Below are 18,396 nucleotides of genomic sequence, written 5' to 3' on the forward strand. Positions count from 1 at the left end.
CTGTGGTTGATCGCGCAGTTCCCCGCGCCCCTTCAGGTAGGTCCAATTGCCCCTCGTTTCAAAAGGAACCGGAAACATGGCTGTTCATCCCGAAGCTGCTGCTCTGCTCGCTCGGTCTCATCGGCTTGGTGGCGATCCGCGCAATACGAACTACGCCGGGGGAAACACCTCCGCCAAAGGGACCGATGTCGATCCCGTCACCGGCGGTGATGTGGAGCTGATGTGGGTCAAAGGGTCCGGCGGGGATCTCGGGACGTTGACCGAGGCAGGGCTGGCCGTGTTGCGGCTGGATCGGCTGCGGGCGCTCAAAGAGGTCTATCCAGGCGTCGAGCGCGAGGACGAGATGGTCGCCGCGTTCGACTACTGCCTGCACGGCAAGGGGGGTGCCGCGCCTTCGATCGACACGGCGATGCACGGGCTCGTCGACGCCGCGCACGTGGATCATCTGCACCCCGATTCCGGGATCGCGCTCGCCTGTGCCGCCGACGGGGAGAAGCTGACCGCCGAGTGTTTCGGGGACCGTGTGGTGTGGGTGCCGTGGCGGCGGCCCGGGTTCCAGCTGGGGCTGGACATCGCCGCGGTGAAGGCCGCCAACCCGCAGGCCGTCGGGTGCATTCTCGGCGGGCATGGGATCACCGCCTGGGGGGACACGTCCGAGGAATGCGAGCGGAACTCGCTGTACATCATCCGTACCGCGGAGAAGTTCCTGGAGGAGCGAGGCACAGCCGAGCCGTTCGGGCCGGTGATCGACGGATACGAGCCGCTGGACGAGGGTGCGCGGCGGGAGCGGGCGGCGGCTCTGGCGCCGTTCGTGCGCGCGGTCGCCTCGCAGGACCGGGCGCAGGTCGGGCACTTCGACGACAGTGACGTGGTGCTGGACTTCCTGGCCCGTGCCGAGCATCCGCGGCTGGCCGCGCTGGGGACCTCGTGCCCGGATCACTTCCTGCGCACCAAGGTCCGTCCGCTGGTGCTGGATCTGCCGCCGACCGCGCCGCTGGACGAGGCCGTCGCCCGGCTGAAGGAGCTGCACGCCGCCTACCGGGAGGAGTACGCCGCCTACTATCAGCGGCATGCCGAGCCGGACTCCCCCGCCATGCGCGGTGCCGACCCCGCGATCGTGCTCGTGCCCGGGGTGGGCATGTTCAGCTTCGGCAAGGACAAGCAGACCGCACGGGTGGCCGGCGAGTTCTACGTCAACGCGATCAATGTGATGCGGGGGGCCGAGGCGGTCTCCACGTATGCGCCGATCGAGGAGTCGGAGAAGTTCCGCATCGAGTACTGGGCGCTGGAGGAGGCCAAGCTCCGGCGGATGCCGAAGCCGAAGGCGCTGGCCACGCGGGTGGCGCTGGTGACCGGGGCAGGGAGCGGGATCGGCAAGGCGATCGCCGAGCGGCTGGCCGGCGAGGGCGCCTGTGTCGTCGTGGCCGATCTGAACGGGGAGAACGCGGCCGCCGTCGCCGATGAGCTGGGCGGGCCGGACAAGGCTGTCGCCGTGACCGTGGACGTGACGAGCGAGGAGCAGATCGCCGAGGCGTTCCGGGAGGCCGTGCTCGCCTTCGGCGGGGTGGATCTGGTGGTCAACAACGCCGGGATCTCGGTGTCCAAGCCGCTGCTGGAGACGACCGCGAAGGACTGGGACCTCCAGCACGACATCATGGCCCGCGGGTCCTTCCTGGTGTCGCGGGAGGCCGCGCGCATCATGATCGCCCAGGGGCTGGGCGGTGACATCGTCTACATCGCGTCGAAGAACGCCGTCTTCGCCGGGCCGAACAACATCGCCTATTCCGCCACGAAGGCCGATCAGGCCCATCAAGTGCGACTGCTGGCAGCCGAGTTGGGTGAGCACGGGATCCGGGTCAACGGGGTCAACCCGGACGGTGTGGTGCGCGGTTCCGGGATCTTCGCGGGCGGCTGGGGCGCTCAGCGCGCGGCCGTGTACGGGGTGCCGGAGGAGAAGCTGGGCGAGTTCTACGCGCAGCGGACGCTGCTGAAGCGGGAGGTGCTGCCCGAGCATGTGGCGAACGCCGTGTTCGCGCTGACCGGCGGGGAGCTCACGCACACCACCGGCCTGCACGTCCCGGTCGACGCCGGCGTCGCCGCGGCCTTCCTGCGATGAGCGTGAGCACGAAGGCGTACGCCGCGGTCGACCTCGGCGCGTCCAGCGGGCGTGTCATGGTCGGCCGCGTCGGCCCCCACAGCCTGGAGCTGGCGGAGGTGCACCGTTTTCCCAACCGCCCGGTGCGGGTTCCGGAGGGGCTGCGGTGGGACATCCTCGGACTGTACGCGGGGGTGCTGGACGGGCTGCGCGCGGCCGGGGCGGTCGATTCCGTGGGGATCGACAGCTGGGCGGTGGACTACGGGCTGCTGGACGCGGACGGGGCGCTGCTCGGCAACCCCGTGCACTACCGCGACGCGCGCACCGAGGGCGTCGCGGAGAAGGTGTGGGCGAGTGTGCCGGCCGAGGAGCTGTACGCCGCGACCGGGTTGCAGTACGCGCCGTTCAACACGCTGTACCAGCTGACGGCCGCTCAGGGTTCGGCTCAACTGGCTTCGGCAGAGCGGCTGTTGCTGATTCCGGATCTGCTGACGTACTGGCTGACGGGTGAGCAGGGCACGGAGCTGACGAATGCCTCGACCACGCAGTTGATCGACCCGCGCGCCCGGGACTGGGCGCGCGGTGTCGCCGAGCGGCTGGGTATCGATCTCGGCCTGTTCGCGCCCTTGCGGCAGCCGGGGGACCGGGCCGGAGTGCTGCGGCCCGAGGTGCTGGAGGAGACGGGGCTCGCCGGGCCGGTGCCGGTGACGGCGGTCGGGTCGCACGACACCGCCTCGGCCGTGGCGGCGGTACCCGCGGGCGGTGAGCGGTTCGCGTACATCTGCACCGGCACCTGGTCGCTGGCGGGTCTGGAGCTGGACGCGCCGGTGCTGACGGAGGAGAGCCGGGCCGCCAACTTCACCAACGAGCTCGGGCTGGACGGCACGGTCCGCTATCTGCGGAACATCATGGGGCTGTGGCTGCTCCAGGAGTGCGTACGGGCCTGGGGTGAGCCGGATCTGGGCGAGCTGCTGCGGGAGGCGGCGAAGGTGCCGGCGCTGCGGTCGGTGGTGGACGCCGGGGACGCGGCGTTTCTCACGCCGGGGCGGATGCCCGAGCGGATCGCCGCCGCGTGCCGGGATTCCGCGCAGCCGGTGCCCCACTCCCCCGCCGAGATCACCCGGTGCATCCTCGACTCGCTGGCGCTGGCCCATCGCAGGGCCGTGCTGGACGCCCAGCGGCTCGCCGGGCATCCGGTGGACGTGGTGCATGTCGTCGGCGGCGGCACCCGCAACGCCCTGCTGTGCCAGCTGACCGCAGACGCCTGCGGGCTGCCGGTGGTCGCCGGGCCGACGGAGGCGGCGGCGCTGGGCAATGTGCTGGTGCAGGCACGCGCGCACGGACTGGTGGGCGACCTGGCCGGCATGCGGCGCCTGCTCACCCGTACGCAGCTGCTGACCCGGTACGAGCCGCGCGGCGGCACCCAGCGCTGGGAGGCCGCTCAGGCCCGGCTCGCCCGGCCCTGAGCGGGGTCTCCCCCGGCGCGGGACCGCGCACTAACCTGCAGTGACCCGATGATCGATTCCCCTAGGAGCCGCGATGCGTGTCGCCCTGTTCCTGACCTGTGTCAACGACACGCTGTATCCGGACACCGGGCGCGCCGTGGTGAGGCTGCTGACCAGGCTGGGCGTGGAGGTCGACTTCCCGATGGCCCAGACCTGTTGCGGGCAGGCCCACTACAACACGGGGTACCGGCACGAGGCGGAGCCGCTGGCCGAGCGGTTCGCCGAGGTCTTCCGGGACTACGAGGCGATCGTGACGCCGTCCGGTTCGTGCGGGGCGATGGTGCGGGAGCTGTATCCGCGGATGGGTGAGCGGGCGCGGGCGGAGGGGCGCGGCGGCACGCTGGCCGCGACGCTGGCGCCCGTGGTGCCGAAGACGTACGAGCTGACCGAGTTCCTGGTGGACGTGCTGGGGGTGACGGACGTCGGGGCGTACTACCCGCACACGGTGACCTATCACCCGACCTGTCACGGGCTGCGGAGTCTCGGTCTCGGTGACCGGCCGCTGCGGCTGCTGAGGGCCGTGAAGGGGCTGGAACTGGTCGAGTTGCCGGGGGCGGAGGAGTGCTGCGGCTTCGGCGGCACGTTCGCGGTGAAGAACGCCGACGTCTCCGCCGCGATGGGCGCCGACAAGGTGCGCAACGCGGCGTCGACCGGCGCGGAGGTGCTGTGCGCGGCGGACAACTCCTGTCTGATGCACATCGGGGGCACGATGAGCAGGCTGAGGACCGGGATGCGGCCGGTGCACATCGCGGAGATCCTGGCGAGCACGGAGGAGGAGCCGGCCGTATGAGCGGGACGTTCGTCGGGATGCCCGCGTTTCCGCGGGCCGCGCACGACGCCGTGCGGGACACCACCCTGCGCGGCAATCTACGGCATGCCACGCACACGATCCGCGGCAAGCGGGAGAAGGCGGTCGCGGAGGTGGCCGACTGGGCGCAGCTGCGGGAGGCCGGGAAGCGGATCAAGGACCATACGCTGCGTCATCTGGACCGCTATCTGGTGCAGTTGGAGGAGTCGGTCACGGCCGCGGGCGGCATCGTGCACTGGGCGGCGGACGCCGAGGAGGCCAACCGGATCGTGGCCCGGCTCGTGAAGGAGACCGGCGAGTCGGAGGTCGTCAAGGTCAAGTCGATGGCCACGCAGGAGATCGGGCTCAACGAGGCCCTGGAGGCGGAGGGCATCCGCGCCTACGAGACCGATCTGGCCGAGCTGATCGTGCAGTTGGGCCAGGACCGGCCCTCGCACATCCTGGTCCCGGCGATCCACCGCAACCGCGGGGAGATCAGGGAGATCTTCGCCCGCGAGATGAGCGAGTGGGGCCGCCCCGCCCCGGAGGGTCTCACCGACTCCCCCGCCGAGCTCGCCGAGGCGGCCCGGCTGCATCTGCGGGAGAAGTTCCTGCGCGCCAAGGTCGGGATCTCCGGCGCCAACTTCATGGTCGCCGAGACGGGCACGCTGGTGGTGGTGGAGTCCGAGGGCAACGGGCGGATGTGCCTGACGCTGCCCGAGACGCTGATCTCGGTCGTCGGCATCGAGAAGATCGTGCCGACCTGGCGGGACCTGGAGGTGTTCCTGCAGTCCCTGCCCCGCTCCTCGACGGCCGAGCGCATGAACCCGTACACGTCGACCTGGACCGGCACGACCGATGCCGAGGCGGCCGACGGTCCGCGGACCTTCCATCTGGTGCTGCTCGACAACGGCCGCACCGACACCCTCGCCGACGAGGTGGGCCGGCAGGCCCTGCGCTGCATCCGCTGCTCGGCGTGCCTGAACGTCTGCCCGGTGTACGAGCGGGCCGGCGGACACGCCTACGGCTCGGTCTACCCCGGTCCGATCGGAGCCATCCTCAGCCCTCAACTCCGGGGCACGGCGAGCGAGATCGACGCCTCGCTGCCGTACGCGTCGAGTCTGTGCGGGGCCTGCTACGAGGTGTGCCCGGTCGCCATCGACATCCCCGAGGTGCTGGTGCATCTGCGGGAACGGGTCGTGGAGGGCGGGCCGGTGACGCGTGAGGGCAACAAGGTGGTGCTGCGGCCCGCGAAGGGGCATGCCGCCGAGCGCGCGGCGATGCGCGCCGCCCGCTGGGCGTTCAGCCGGCCCGGGGCGCTGCGCTCCGGTCAGCGGCTCGCCTCCCGCACCCGCCGTCTGCACCCGCGCACCCTGCCGGGTCCGGGCAGGGCGTGGAGCGGGACGCGGGATCTGCCGCCGGTGCCGGCGGAGCCGTTCCGTGACTGGTGGCAGCGTACGCGCGGCGGAAAGGACGAGACGAAGTGAGCGGCAGGGAACGGATCCTGGGCCGCGTACGGCGCGCCCTCGCCGACGTACCACGGGACGACACGCCCTACGAGCAGGCGGTCGCCCGCGACTATCTGCGCGAGCACGGTGAGCGGACCGCCGAGGAGACGGTCGAGCTCCTCGCCGAGAACCTGGCCGACTACCGCGCGATCGTGCACCGCACCGGCGCCGACGCGCTGGCCGGGACGATCGCGGGGCTGCTGCGGGCCCGTGGCGCCACGTCGGTGGTGGTCCCGCCGGGGCTGGACGAGGGCTGGCTGGCGGAGACGGACGTGGCCCGAGTGGCGGACCGGGCGGAGAACACCGCGCACGAACTGGACCGGGTGGACAGCGTGGTGACCGCCTGCGCGGTCGCGATCGCCGAGACCGGCACCATCGTCCTGGACGGCTCCCCCGACCAGGGCCGCCGCCGCATCACGCTGGTCCCCGACCACCACATCTGTGTCGTCCGGGTGCCGGACCAGGTCGTCTCGTCCGTCCCCCGGGCACTCGAACGCCTCGACCCGGCCCGCCCGTTGACATGGATCTCCGGTCCTTCGGCGACCAGCGACATCGAGCTGGACCGGGTCGAGGGGGTGCACGGTCCGCGCACCCTGGAGGTGGTGCTGGTGGAGGGTCAGCCGAGGGACACGGTCAGTTCGTAGCGGCCCGAGGGGAGCTTGTACGACGCGGTGCCGTCCTCGAAGCCCAGGGGCTTCACCTGGTCGACGCGGTCCAGCGGGGTGCGGCCCGCGCGGACGGCGGACGGCTCGGCGGCCGGGATGCGCAGGGTCGCGATGGTGTTGGCCGGGACCCGCGCCCGGTAGGACAGGGTGCGGCCGCTCAGCCTCCACTCGCTGCGGATCTCGCCGTACGGCGAGAGATGGCTGCCGGTGACGTGCTTGATGCGGCCGGTCGGGTCGGTGTGCGGGCGCAGGAAGAAGTGCCGGAAGCCCGGGTGGTCGGGGTCGCGGGCGATGCCGGCCATGGACTCGTACATCCACTCCATGACGGCTCCGTAGGCGTAGTGGTTGAACGAGTTCATCTCGACCGGCCCGAAACCGTCCTCCTTCGAGTACGAGTTCCAGCGCTCCCAGATGGTGGTGGCGCCGTTGTCGACGGAGTACAGCCAGGACGGCATGGCGTTCTGGTGGAGCAGCTGGTAGGCGAGGTCGGCGCGGCCCTCGTCGGTGAGGACGGGGGCGAGGACGTTCACGCCGAGGAAGCCGACGGACAGGGTGTTCTCGGCGTACTGCACGCGGGTGCTGTCCGGGTGGGCCTCCTTGTAGGCGGCGTCGTTGCTGATGTTCCGGGCCAGCAGCTCGACCAGGCGGCGGCGCTGCGCCTCGGTGTCGTAGAGGCCGAGCTTGAGGACCCACAGCAGGGCGGTCTGGCTGTCGTCCTCGGGATCGGGGCCGTTGATGGGTTTGCCGCCGAGGCTGGAGCGGACGGTGACCGTGCCGTCGTCGGTTTTGAGGTAGGTGCTCATGAACGTCCGCTTGATGCCCGCGAAGAGCTTGTCGTACGTCTCCGCCTCGGCCGTACGTCCGGTCGCGCGGGCCATGTGGGCCATCAGGCGCACGCTGTAGCCGTAGTAGACGTCGCTCATGAGCTGGGTGCCGGTGCTCTGCGGGGCCAGCCAGTCGGCGAACAGGGCGCCCTGGCCGGTGTACCCGTCGGCGCTGCGGCGGCGGATCCAGTCGATGTACGTGGTCATGGCCTCCCAGCTGCGGTCGACGACGGTCCGGTCGCCGGTCATCTGCCACAGCGTCCAGGGGACGACGACTCCGCAGTCGGCCCAACCGCTCACCGGGGCGGCGGCGTTGTAGCGGTTGCCCGGTGACACCGCCGTGAACTGGGCGCCGTCGACGCCGTAGATGCGCTGGGAGTCGATCAGGTTCTCCTGGAAGTGGCTCAGGAACCCGGTCGCGTCGGTGTTGTACAGGCCGGTGGCGCAGAAGACCTGGGTGTCGCCGGTCCAGCCGAGGCGTTCGTCGCGCTGGGGGCAGTCGGTCGGGACCCACAGGTAGTTGCCGCGCTGTCCCCAACGGACGTTGCTGATGAGCTGGTTGACCTTGTCGTCGTCCGTCGTGACGGTGCCGATGTCGCGCAGGGCGGAGGTGGCGACGCGTCCGGTGAAGCCGGTGAGGGTGATCTCCCGGCTGGTGGTGACGGAGACGTAGCGGAAGCCGTAGAAGGTCAGAGAGTCCTGGTGGGTCTCGCCCTTCGGGTCGCCCCTGAGGACGTAGGTGCTGGTCGCCTTGGCGGAGCGCAGGTTGGCGCGGTAGACGGATCCCACGGGGCCGTCGGCGCCGGCGCTGTCGTCGTTGAGCATCTCGCCGAAGCGGAAGGTGACTTCGGCGCCGGCGGAGCCGCGCAGGCTGTAGCGGGGGACGCCGACCATGTTCTGGCCGAGGTCGAGGACGGCGGTCTCGCCGGGGCGGAGGGTCACCCGTGCGGTGGCGGCGCGGCGGGGATCGGTGACGGTGCGGCCGGGGTCCACGACGACGCGTCCCTTGCCGTTGGGGCTGCCGGACTCGCCGGTGACGCCGGTGTGGACGGTGACGGAGCGGGGGCGCAGGTCCCAGCCGGGCACGATGCGGGCGCTCTCGCCCGGGTAGGCGACGGTTTTCACGTCGGGGAAGCGGGCGGCGAGGTCGTGTTCGGTGACGTCGGCCCAGCCCGAGGTGTCGTAGCCGTTCGCCGACCAGCCGGGCATCTCCTCGCGGGCGTCGTAGGTCTCGCCGTCGTAGATGTCGTCGGCGCGGTGGGGGCCGGTGTCGGTGGCCTTCCAGCCGGCGTCGGGCGCGGTGACGACGGTCTGGGTGGCGCCATCGGTGTAGCGGATCAGCAGCTTGGCCTTGAGGGCGAGCGGGTTGCCGTCCTTCGAGTAGTACGTACTCCCTTCCGAAACACGGCAGTTGTACCAGCCGTTGCCGAGCACCGCGCCCAGGGTGACGTGCGAGCGTGCGGCCGCCACCAGGTCGGTGACGTCGTAGGTGAGGTAGCTGATCCGGGCGTCGTAGTTGGTCCAGCCCGGGGTGAGCAGTTCGACGGTGGGTTCGCCGTCGTGCGGGACGGTGACGCGGCGTCCGTTGATGTAGGCGTCGTACACCCCGAGGGCCGAGACGTACAGCCGGGCCTCGCGCACCCGGCCGCGGCGCAGCGGCTCCTCGCGGCGCAGGTACGGGGCGCCGGCGCTGTTCGGCTTCTTGCCGGCCATGCCGATCCAGCGGGCGCCGTCCCAGTGGGTGACGCCGTCGGTGCTGAGCAGTCCGGTCTCGAAGTGGGCGGTGTCGCGGGGCGTGCGGGGGCGGCCGTGTTCGTCCCAGACCGTCACCGTCCAGTGGTAGCGGGTGCTCGGGCGCAGCCCGGGGCCGTCGTAGGGCACCGCGACGGAGTCCGGGGAGGTGACGCGTCCGCTGTCCCAGACGTCCGCGCGGCCGGGGGTGAGCCGGCTCGGCGTGGTGGCCACCAGGACGCGGTACGCACTCTGGCGGCGGCCGCGGACCGTGGAGTCGGTGCGCCAGCCGAAGCGGGGGCGGGTCGCGTCGATGCCGAGCGGGTCGGTGCGGTGCTCCACGGTCAGACCGGTCACCGAGGTGCCGTCACCGGCCGCGGCGGCGGCCGGAGTGGCGCGGCCGGCCTGGTACGTCATGATCGCGGGCAGTGCGCCGAGTGTGGTGGCCAGGACCGTTCTGCGTCGTACCGGGGTGCGCTTGTCGTGCTCTCCGTTCTTCACGCCCTCATCCCTTTCGGCCGTGGAGTTGTATCGATTCAGTCCGATCGCCGGTGAAGGTAGTGAGACTTGTGACTGGTGTCCATGGATTGAGCGAAAGTATTTCGACAGCTTTTGAAACGGTGATTGAATCATTTCAAAAGCGGGCCATTGATTAAGACGGTGAGCAAGCGCTTAGATAGCGTCATGTTCACTTCCGTCGACGACGTCTCCGCGCGCCTCGCCGAGACCGGCTATCTGGCCTCCCCCGCGGTCGCCACCACCGTCTTCCTGGCCGACCGGCTCGGCAAGCCGCTGCTGGTGGAGGGGCCCGCCGGGGTCGGCAAGACCGAACTCGCCAAGGCCGTCGCCCGGGTCGCCGGCGCTCGCCTGGTCCGGCTCCAGTGCTACGAGGGCGTCGACGAGTCCCGGGCCCTGTACGAGTGGAATCACGCCAAGCAGTTGCTGCGCATCAGCGCCGGCCGGGACGAGAGCTGGGACGAGACGCGCACGGACATCTTCAGCGAGGAGTTCCTGCTGCCCCGTCCGCTGCTGACCGCCATCCGCGGCGACGAGGCGAAGGTCCTGCTGATCGACGAGATGGACAAGGCCGACGTCGAGGTCGAGGGCCTGCTGCTCGAGGTGCTCAGCGACTTCCAGGTGACGGTGCCCGAGCTGGGCACGGTGACGGCGACCCGCCGCCCCTTCGTCGTTCTCACCTCCAACGCCACCCGCGAGCTGTCCGAAGCGCTGCGCCGCCGCTGTCTGTTCCTGCATCTCGGGTTCCCCGACGCCGAGTTGGAGCGGCGGATCGTCCGGCTGAAGGTGCCGGGGATCGACGCGGCGCTCGCCGAGTCCGTCGTCCGGGTGGTCGGCGCGCTGCGGGCGATGGATCTGCGGAAGGTGCCGTCCGTCGCCGAGACCATCGACTGGGCCCGCACCCTGCTGGCCCTCGGCGCCGGCACGCTCGACGAGACGGTCGTGCACGACACCCTGGGTGTGATCCTCAAGCACCAGGACGACGTCCTGAAGGCGGGGGCCAAGCTCGACCTGGACGCGGTGTGAGCACCACCGCTCCGGATCTCGCCGCCCGTCTGACCGGCCTGGTCGACGCGCTGCGCGCGCATGGGCTGCGCATCGGCACCGGCGAGACCGTGGACGCGGCGCGGGCGGTGGAGGCGCTCGGCCTCGCCGACCGGGAGCTGCTGCGGGAGGGCCTGGCGGCCACCCTGCTGCACACGACCGGCGGGCGGTCCGTGTTCGACGCGGTCTTCGACCTGTACTTCCCGCGCGGGGCCGGCGCGCCGGACGGCGAGCCCGCCGACCGGGACGATCTGCGTGACCGGCTGGCGGTCGCGCTCGCCGACAACGACGCCGCGCTGATGGGCCGGTTGGCGGTCGAGGCCGTCGACGGCTTCGGCGGCTACGGCAGTTCACCCGCCTCGGACGGCTGGTCGTCGTACCAGACCCTGGACCGGCTGCGCCCGCAGACGCTGCTCGCGCGCATCCGGGACGAGGTGCGGGCGCGGGACGGGACCACCGGGTTCGCCGACCGGCTGCTGGAGGACGAGATCCGGCGGCGTATCGAGGAGTTCCGGCGGATGGTTGCCGCGGAGGCCAGGCGCCGGGTGGCCGAGCGGCGGGGCCGGGACGAGATCGCCCGGCGCGCGGTGGCGCCCACCGCCGACCGGGTGGACTTCCTGTTCGCGGGGAAGGACCGGCTGGCCGAACTGCGCAGGACGGTACAGCCGTTGGCGCGGAAGCTGGCGACCCGGCTGGCCGCCCGCCGCCGCAGGGCCGCGCGCGGCAGCATCGATCTCAGGCGCACGCTGCGCGGGTCGCTGTCGACGGGCGGGGTGCCGATGCGTCCGGTGCTGCGCCGGCGCAGGCCCGCCCGGCCGGAACTGGTGCTGCTGTGCGATGTGTCCGGCTCGGTGTCGGGGTTCTCGGACTTCACGATGCTGCTGGTGCAGGCGCTGCACGACCAGTTCAGCAAGGTGCGGGTGTTCGCCTTCGTCAACCGCGTCGACGAGGTGACGGGTCTGCTGGTGCACGGCGCCGCCGACCCGGAGGGACTCGGTGCCCGTATCCGGGGCGAGGCGACGCTCACCAGCTGGCACGGCAGCAGCGACTACGGCGCCGCGCTGGGCGAGTTCACCGAGCGCTACGCCGACGCCGTGGGCCCGCGCACCACAGTGTTCGTGCTCGGCGACGCCCGCAACAACATGGGCGATCCCAACCTCCCTGCGGTGCGCGAGCTGGCGGGCCGGGCCCGGCGCGTGTACTGGCTCAATCCGGAGGGGCGCTCGCGCTGGGGCACTGGCGACTCGGCCGCGCCCGAGTATGCCGAGCTGGTGGAGATGCACGAGTGTCGCAACGTACGCCAGTTGAGCACCCTGGTCGGACGGCTGCTCCCGGTGTGAGGCGCCGGGCGGTCAGCTCGCGCGGCGGGCGGTGAACAGCAGGTACTCCCAGTCCATGACCGTGCCGCCCGCGCCGGAACCCCGGTCGTGGCGGCGGGCCAGGTCCGCCAGCTCCCGGTCCAGCGCGGCGATACGGTCGGGGTCCTCGCCGATCGCCTTGTAGACGCTGATCGTCGGCCCGTAGCGCTGCTTGAAGTAGTCCCGGAACTCCTCCGGGGAGGAGAAACGGTCGACCACCACTGTGCGGCGCTCGGCCGTGATGCCGGTGATCCGGTCGCCGAAGAGCTGCCGCACGTGGTTCTCGTCCCCCCACAGCGGAGGCGGCTGCGCGCCCGGCGGGGGCGGGGGTGCGTACGGCTTCATGGTCGCCAGCATCCGGCCGAGGAAGCCCTCCGGGGTCCAGCTGAGCACGGCGAGGGTGCCGCCCGGGCGGCAGACCCGGAGCAGTTCGCCGGCGGCTTCCTGGTGGTGCGGGGCGAACATGACGCCGACGCAGGACAGGACGACGTCGAAGGAGGCGTCGTCGAAGGGCAGCGCCTCGGCGTCGGCCTCCCGCCACTGGAGCTTCGCGCCCCGCTCCTCGGCCAGCCGCCGCCCCGTCTCCAGCAGTTCGGGCGTCAGATCGGACGCCACCACCTCCGCCCCGGCCAGGGCCGCGGGAATCGCGGCGTTTCCCGTGCCCGCCGCCACGTCCAGCACCCTGTCCCCCGGGCTCACCCCGGCCGCCCGGACCAGGGCCTCGCCCAGCCCGGGGATGATGTCGGCGGCTACGGACGGATAGTCGCCCTGGGCCCACATCGCGCGATGCTTGTCCTTGAGGGCACGGTCGGCGTCCGCCGTGTCACTCACGTCGGCCATGAGCGCTCCTTGATCGGTTCACGGCACGGCCTCGGCGGCCGGCGGTCCAGCCTTGTGTCCTGTCGTCGTACTCCCTGCCGGGTCCGCGCGCTAGTCCTTCTTCGCGTACGACGTGGCCATGGCGCCCGCGAAGTCGTACACGACGACCTGCTCGTCACCGACGACCCACGCGTCGTGGCCCGGCGGGCAGACGAAGACGTCGCCGGGGCCGACTTCGCCCTCGGAGCCGTCGTTCATGCGGATGCGCATGCGGCCCTGGACCACATAGCCGTTGTGGTGGATCTCGCAGCTGTCCGTCCCCGCGAGGGGTGCGACGGACTCCGACCAGCGCCATCCCGGTTCGAAGGTGGCCACGGCGAAGTCCAGCCCCGTCATGTGGACCGCTTCGAGGTGTCCCCTCGGGAAGTCGCGCCGCTCGTCCGGCTTGTCCAGCGTCTTGACCTCCAGCATGGCCTCTCTCCCTTCCGGCGGACCCTTCTGGCAGGCCCTCCGGCCGCGCCCGGTCGGGGGCGGGCCCACCACTCCATCGTCCGTCCGGCCACTCGGGGGCGCCATTCGGGTGACGGGCGGGCGAGGGGTGCGTCAGGCGCCGGTGCCGCAGAGGTGCGCGAAGCGTCCGGCGTCGATGTTTCCGCCGGAGAGGATCGCCCCGACCCGGCCCCGGAGCGGGCCCGCTCGGCCGGTGAGCAGGGCGGCCAGCGGGGTGGCACCGCTCGGCTCGAGGACGATCTTCAGGCGCTCGAAGGCGAACCGCATCGCGTCCCGGATCTCGTCGTCGCCGACCAGCACGACCCCGTCCAGCAGCCTCCGGTTGACGGAGAAGGTCAGTTCGCCCGGGGTGTGCAGGGCCTGCCCGTCGGCGATGGTGCGCGGCACGGGGATGCTCACCCGGTGTCCGGCCTCCAGCGACCGCTTGGTGTCGTCACCGGCCTCCGGCTCGACCCCGATCACCCGGGCCGCGGGGTGCAGCCCCTTGACGGCGGTGGCGCATCCGGCGATCAGTCCCCCGCCACCGACCGGCGCCAGCAGGGCGTCCAACTCCCCTGTGTCTTCGAGGAGTTCCAGGGCCGCCGTGCCCTGGCCGGCGATGACATGCGGATGCTCGTAGGGCGGGACGAGGGTCAGGCCCCGTTCGGCGGCGAGGGCCTCGGCGATGGCCACGCGGTCGCCGCTGTAGCGGTCGTAGGTGACGATCTCGGCGCCGTAGCCCTCGGTGGCCGCCCGCTTCGACGGCGGGGCGTCCTCGGGCATGACGATGACGGCGGTGGTGCCGAGCTCGCGGGCGGCGAGCGCGACGGCCTGGGCGTGATTGCCGGACGAGTAGGCGGCGATGCCGCGGGACAGCTGCTCGGGGGTGAGCCGGGAGGCCGCGTGGTACGCGCCGCGGAACTTGAAGGCGCCGACCCGCTGGAAGTTCTCGCACTTGAGGTGGATCTCGGCGCCGGCGAGCGCGTCCAGGGTGCGCGAGCGCAGCACCGGCGTGCGGTGGGCGACGCCCTTGAGACGCTCGGCGGCTGCGCGGACGTCGTCGAGCGTGACCGGTGGGGTGGTGGTCGTCACGGGGGCCTCCGGGTTGTCGGGATGGTGTTGCGCGTTTCGGGTCCGGCGCTACGGCTCCGTCGCTGTCTCCGCCTCGTTCCTGGCCTGGGAGAGATAGCTGTAGGCGGACGCGCGGGAGATGCCGAGGCGGGCCGCGACCTGCTCGACCGAGCGCCGGACGGCGAAGACACCGCCGGCGTCCAGGTCGCGGAACAGCCGCAGCCGTTCGGCGCGGTCGAGCTGCGCCCAGCCGCGGTGCCGGCGCAGCTCGTGGGCGTCGATGACAGCGTCGACCACCGAACCGATGTCGTTGCCGAACGTCGTCGTCGGCGGTTCGGCCGGGCCGGCGTCGAGTCCGGCGAGGGCGCCGAGCAGGGTGTGCACCTGGCCGACGGCGGTGACGTCGACGTTCACGCACAGCGCGCCGAAGACCGCGCCCGTCGAATCGCGCAACGGCATCGTGGAGGACTTCACGAGCATGCCGGTGCGGGTGCGGGTGAGCTGATTGAGCTCGTCGGCCGCTTCGTCGCCGCGGGCGAGCATCCGCATCCCGATCTCGCTCATCGCCCCGCCCACCGCCCGCCCGGTGACCGATCCGGCCACGGCGATCACGGACGCCTCCGGGCGGCGGTAGTCATGCAGCACCACCTCGCAGACCGGCCCGAAGGTGGCCGCGATGCCGTCGACCAGCGGCTTCAGCGCCCCGAGGATCGCGTCCCGCTCCGCGCCGAGCGCCTCGTCGGCCGCCATGGGTACTCCCTCCGTGAGGACATCTCCTTGGACTATACGTCCAAGCTCTGGATGATGAGTACAGAATCCGCACCGGGAAGCACTCCGGACGTCCGACCGACCCCCCGGCGCCCGGCACGCGGGGCGCTCGTGCATGATCGGTGCAGCCCCTCGACCTGCAGGGCGGGGAGGCGTACCACGCGACGCAAAGGAGATGGCGTTGTCCATCTGGGAGGCACTGGCGGTCTTCGCTGCCGGAATCGGCGCCGGCACCATCAACACGATCGTCGGCTCGGGGACGCTGATCACGTTCCCGGTCCTGCTCGCCACCGGACTGCCCCCGGTGACCGCGACGGTGTCCAACGCCCTCGGGCTGATCCCCGGCTCGGTCAGCGGTGCCATCGGGTACCGCAAGGAGCTGAGGGGCCAGCGCCGCCTCGTGCTGCGGCTCGGCGTGGCCGCCGCCATCGGGGGACTCGCCGGCGCGGTGCTGCTGCTGATGCTTCCCGAGACCGCCTTCGAGACGATCGTCCCCGTACTGGTCGCACTGGCCCTGGTGCTCGTGATCTTCCAGCCCCGCATCTCCGCGGCCGTCCAGCGCCGCCGCACGCGCGAGGGCACGCACGCCAGGAGCGACGGCGGCCCCGTCCTGTTCGGGTCCCTCCTGCTGGCCAGCGTCTACGGCGGCTACTTCACGGCAGCGCAGGGGATCATCTATCTGTCCCTCATGGGCATGCTGCTCGACGACACGCTGCAACGCCTCAACGCGGTCAAGAACGTCCTCGCCGCCGTCGTGAACACCATCGCGGCGCTGTTCTTCCTGTTCGTCGCCGACTTCGACTGGACCGCCGTCCTCCTCATCGCCGTCGGCTCGGCGATCGGCGGCCAGCTCGGCGCGAAGGTGGGCCGACGGCTCCCCGCGCCCGCCCTGCGCGCGTTCATCGTGGCCGTCGGCACCGTCGCCATCGTGCAGCTCGTCCTGCGCTGATCCCCGGCGGCCCGTGGGGAGCCGGCCGGTAGGGTCGGGAGGCGTGGACGTACGCGGGGAGAACTGCACGGTGGTGCCGTACGGCGAGGTGCGTGTGCTGGTCGGGGCTCGGCAGGGGGCCTATCCGTACGCCAACTCCCTGCTCGTGCATGGGTCGGAGGCGTCGCTGGTCGTCGATCCGTCGCTGTCGCTCGTCGACGGGGCGCCGCCGGCGGACCTGGTGCTCGTCAGCCACGCGCACGAGGATCACATCGCCGGTCTGGGCAGCTACGACGTGCCCGTGCACGTCCATGACGGCGACCTGGCCGCGCTGCGCTCGCGCGAGGTGCTGGTCGCCGGGTACGGGCTCCCGCCCGACGCGGTCGAAGCGTTCGACGCGTCGTTGCGCGAGGACTTCCACGTGCGCGGACGTCCGGACGCGGCCGGGTTCGAGGACGGGGCCGTGTTCGACCTGGGCGGGCGCACCGCGACCGTCGTGCACCTTCCCGGGCACACTCCGGGCCACTGCGGCTTTCTGATCGAGCCGGAGGGCTTCCTGTTCGTCGGCGACATCGATCTGACGTCGTTCGGGCCCTACTACGGTGATCTGTCCAGCAGTCTCGAGGACTTCGAGGCGTCGATGCGCCGGTGCCGGGAGATCGACGCGCGGTGGTACAGCACGTCGCATCAGAAGGGTGTGATCGAGGGCGGCGCGGAGTTCCGGCGCCGGCTCGACGTGTTCGCCGCCGTGGTGGAGCGGCGGGACGCGGTGCTGCTGGAGCTGCTGGGCGAGCCGCGGACCGTGGAGGAGATCGTCGATCACCGGCTGGTCTACCGGCCTCATGTGGAGGGGGCGCATGTGCGGCCGGTGGAGCGCAGGACCGCGGTGCAGCATCTGGAGCGGCTGCTGAGCGAAGGGCGGCGGGTCGTGGAGGTGGCGGAGGGGCTCTTCCGGGCCGCGTAGCCGCCTCTCCAGTGGCGCGGCCGAGAGTTGCCTGCGCCATCGTGTGGACTGCCGTGGGCGGTTCGTCCCGAGCGCGGCGGCGGGGTGTCCGGCGCGCCGGTGGACGGCCAGGACGTCGCGGTCCTGCGGGGTGCCTTCCTCGATGTGGCGCTGTCCGCGCCCGCCGCGTGGCCTGCGACCTGGATCATGACGCCGTACTGGCCGGACCAGAAGTGCGGCGGCCGGGGCACACGCGGCTGCGCCGCACCCGCGGACAGCGGCGGCCACGGCCACGTCGGGTCGCTCCCGCGCACCGGTCCAGCACTCGACGCGGTGGTGTGCTCCCGTACGCGGGTCGTACCAGGCGGAGGAGCCGCAATACCCGGTAACAGCCCTCTACTTGGGCGGCACCACGTCGGCCGCCCCCTGCACGCACTCCTCGATGACCGAGGCGACCTGCTCGGCGGCAGGCGACGTGCGCTGGGTGCGGCGGCCCAGGACCAGGTCGACGGTCTCCGTCTCGGCGAGCGGCACATAGGTCACGCCGTCGAGCCGCAGGCTCTGCACCGACTCCGGGACGAGCGCCACGCCGTGCCCCGCGGCGACGAGGACGACGAGGGTGGCGGTCTCACCGACCTCGACCAGGGACGCGGGCTGGAACCCGGCCCGCCCGCAGGCGGCCAGGACCCGGTCGTACATGGCTGACCGTGGCTGCGCGGGATGGATGACGAACGGCTCGCCCGCCAGCGATCCCAGCGGTATCCGCCTAGCACCGGCCAGCGGATGGGCGGCCGGCAGCACCGCGACCAGGGGCTCGGTGCGCAGTGGCGTGACACGGACCCCCTCGGCCGGGGCGCCCGAGCGGAAGACGGCCAGATTGTAGGCGCCGGTGACCAGGCCCTCCCCCAGCTGCGGGGTGAGCAGCTCGCCGCGCAGCTCCAGGGTGATCTGCGGCAGCCGGGCCCGCACGGTGCGGGCGACGCGGGGCAGCACGTCGTAGGTGGCGGTGCCGATGAAGCCGACGGAGACATGGCCGGCGTGGCCCGTGGCGAGCTCGGTCATGTGGACGCGGGCGCGTTCGGCCTCGGCGAGCAGCGTACGGGCGTAGCCGGTCAGCTGGTGGCCGGCCTCGGTGAGTTCGACGTGCCGGGTGGAGCGGTGGAACAGCTCGATCCCCAGCTCGCGTTCCAGCTGCTTGATCTGCTGGGACAGCGCGGGCTGGGCGACATGGAGCCGGGCCGCCGCACGCCCGAAGTGGCACTCTTCCGCGAGCGCGAGGAAGTAGCGGACCTGGCGGAGCTCCATGCACCCCATTCTATAAAGGTCGCTTATCAATCATGCGGAA

At 71.8% G+C, this 18,396-nt stretch carries 15 protein-coding genes; 9 read left to right on the plus strand and 6 right to left on the minus strand.

Features of this window, described 5'->3' with window-relative positions; genetic code table 11:
- Positions 1 to 76 precede the first annotated feature (76 nt).
- The 5 genes from N4P33_RS06000 to N4P33_RS06020 all read left to right on the plus strand — a co-directional run bounded on the left by N4P33_RS06000 (position 77) and on the right by N4P33_RS06020 (position 6,539).
- A complete protein-coding gene (locus tag N4P33_RS06000) occupies positions 77 to 2,116 on the plus strand; it encodes a bifunctional aldolase/short-chain dehydrogenase (protein ID WP_260825226.1) in 2,040 nt (679 codons plus the stop codon).
- On the plus strand, positions 2,113 to 3,561 hold the full coding sequence (locus tag N4P33_RS06005) for a rhamnulokinase family protein (RefSeq protein ID WP_260825227.1): 1,449 nt from the start codon (positions 2,113 to 2,115) through the stop codon (positions 3,559 to 3,561). The genes N4P33_RS06000 and N4P33_RS06005 overlap by 4 nt, the downstream gene beginning before the upstream one ends.
- A gap of 73 nt (positions 3,562 to 3,634) precedes the next feature.
- A complete protein-coding gene (locus N4P33_RS06010) occupies positions 3,635 to 4,390 on the plus strand; it encodes a (Fe-S)-binding protein (protein ID WP_260825229.1) in 756 nt (251 codons plus the stop codon).
- On the plus strand, positions 4,387 to 5,874 hold the full coding sequence (locus N4P33_RS06015; protein WP_260825230.1) for a LutB/LldF family L-lactate oxidation iron-sulfur protein: 1,488 nt from the start codon (positions 4,387 to 4,389) through the stop codon (positions 5,872 to 5,874). Before N4P33_RS06010 ends, N4P33_RS06015 begins: the two co-directional genes overlap by 4 nt.
- On the plus strand, positions 5,871 to 6,539 hold the full coding sequence (locus tag N4P33_RS06020) for an LUD domain-containing protein (protein WP_260825231.1): 669 nt from the start codon (positions 5,871 to 5,873) through the stop codon (positions 6,537 to 6,539). The genes N4P33_RS06015 and N4P33_RS06020 overlap by 4 nt, the downstream gene beginning before the upstream one ends.
- Here the strand turns inward: N4P33_RS06020 and N4P33_RS06025 are convergent.
- Complete coding sequence (locus tag N4P33_RS06025; protein ID WP_260825253.1) at positions 6,512 to 9,532, minus strand: alpha-L-rhamnosidase; 3,021 nt, start codon at positions 9,530 to 9,532, stop codon at positions 6,512 to 6,514. The two genes, N4P33_RS06020 and N4P33_RS06025, sit on opposite strands and share 28 nt — an antisense overlap.
- Before the next feature lie 267 nt (positions 9,533 to 9,799).
- On the opposite strand from N4P33_RS06025, the gene N4P33_RS06030 reads away from it, so the two are divergent.
- Entirely contained in the window at positions 9,800 to 10,657 is an 858-nt protein-coding gene (locus N4P33_RS06030) for a MoxR family ATPase (protein ID WP_260825232.1), read from the plus strand.
- Entirely contained in the window at positions 10,654 to 12,015 is a 1,362-nt protein-coding gene (locus N4P33_RS06035; protein ID WP_260825233.1) for a VWA domain-containing protein, read from the plus strand. Before N4P33_RS06030 ends, N4P33_RS06035 begins: the two co-directional genes overlap by 4 nt.
- Positions 12,016 to 12,027: 12 nt before the next feature.
- Here the strand turns inward: N4P33_RS06035 and N4P33_RS06040 are convergent, their stop codons facing one another.
- From N4P33_RS06040 to N4P33_RS06055, 4 genes are all read right to left on the minus strand, one after another.
- Positions 12,028 to 12,873 (minus strand): class I SAM-dependent methyltransferase, encoded by an 846-nt coding sequence (locus tag N4P33_RS06040; RefSeq protein WP_260825234.1) that lies wholly within the window; start codon positions 12,871 to 12,873, stop codon positions 12,028 to 12,030.
- 90 nt (positions 12,874 to 12,963) lie between these two features.
- The gene (locus N4P33_RS06045) at positions 12,964 to 13,323 is read right to left on the minus strand and encodes a cupin domain-containing protein (RefSeq protein WP_260825235.1); all 360 of its coding nucleotides are present in this window, start codon (positions 13,321 to 13,323) and stop codon (positions 12,964 to 12,966) included.
- A gap of 132 nt (positions 13,324 to 13,455) precedes the next feature.
- On the minus strand, positions 13,456 to 14,433 hold the full coding sequence (locus N4P33_RS06050) for a threonine/serine dehydratase (protein ID WP_260825236.1): 978 nt from the start codon (positions 14,431 to 14,433) through the stop codon (positions 13,456 to 13,458).
- 48 nt (positions 14,434 to 14,481) lie between these two features.
- Positions 14,482 to 15,162, minus strand: coding sequence for a transcriptional regulator (locus N4P33_RS06055; RefSeq protein ID WP_260825237.1), 681 nt, complete (start codon positions 15,160 to 15,162; stop codon positions 14,482 to 14,484).
- Between the two features lie 193 nt (positions 15,163 to 15,355).
- Here N4P33_RS06055 and N4P33_RS06060 point away from each other — a divergent pair, with 193 nt between their 5' ends.
- The gene (locus N4P33_RS06060) at positions 15,356 to 16,129 is read left to right on the plus strand and encodes a sulfite exporter TauE/SafE family protein (RefSeq protein ID WP_260825238.1); all 774 of its coding nucleotides are present in this window, start codon (positions 15,356 to 15,358) and stop codon (positions 16,127 to 16,129) included.
- Between the two features lie 43 nt (positions 16,130 to 16,172).
- Positions 16,173 to 17,072 carry an MBL fold metallo-hydrolase gene (locus N4P33_RS06065; protein ID WP_260825239.1) on the plus strand — a complete coding sequence of 300 codons (900 nt, stop codon included), beginning with the start codon at positions 16,173 to 16,175 and terminating at the stop codon, positions 17,070 to 17,072.
- 375 nt (positions 17,073 to 17,447) lie between these two features.
- Here N4P33_RS06065 and N4P33_RS06075 read toward each other — a convergent pair whose 3' ends face one another.
- Positions 17,448 to 18,356, minus strand: coding sequence for a LysR substrate-binding domain-containing protein (locus tag N4P33_RS06075; RefSeq protein WP_260825240.1), 909 nt, complete (start codon positions 18,354 to 18,356; stop codon positions 17,448 to 17,450).
- Between the last annotated feature and the right edge of the window lie 40 nt (positions 18,357 to 18,396).

The organism is Streptomyces sp. 15-116A (assembly GCF_025290915.1).
Lineage (GTDB): Bacteria > Actinomycetota > Actinomycetes > Streptomycetales > Streptomycetaceae > Streptomyces.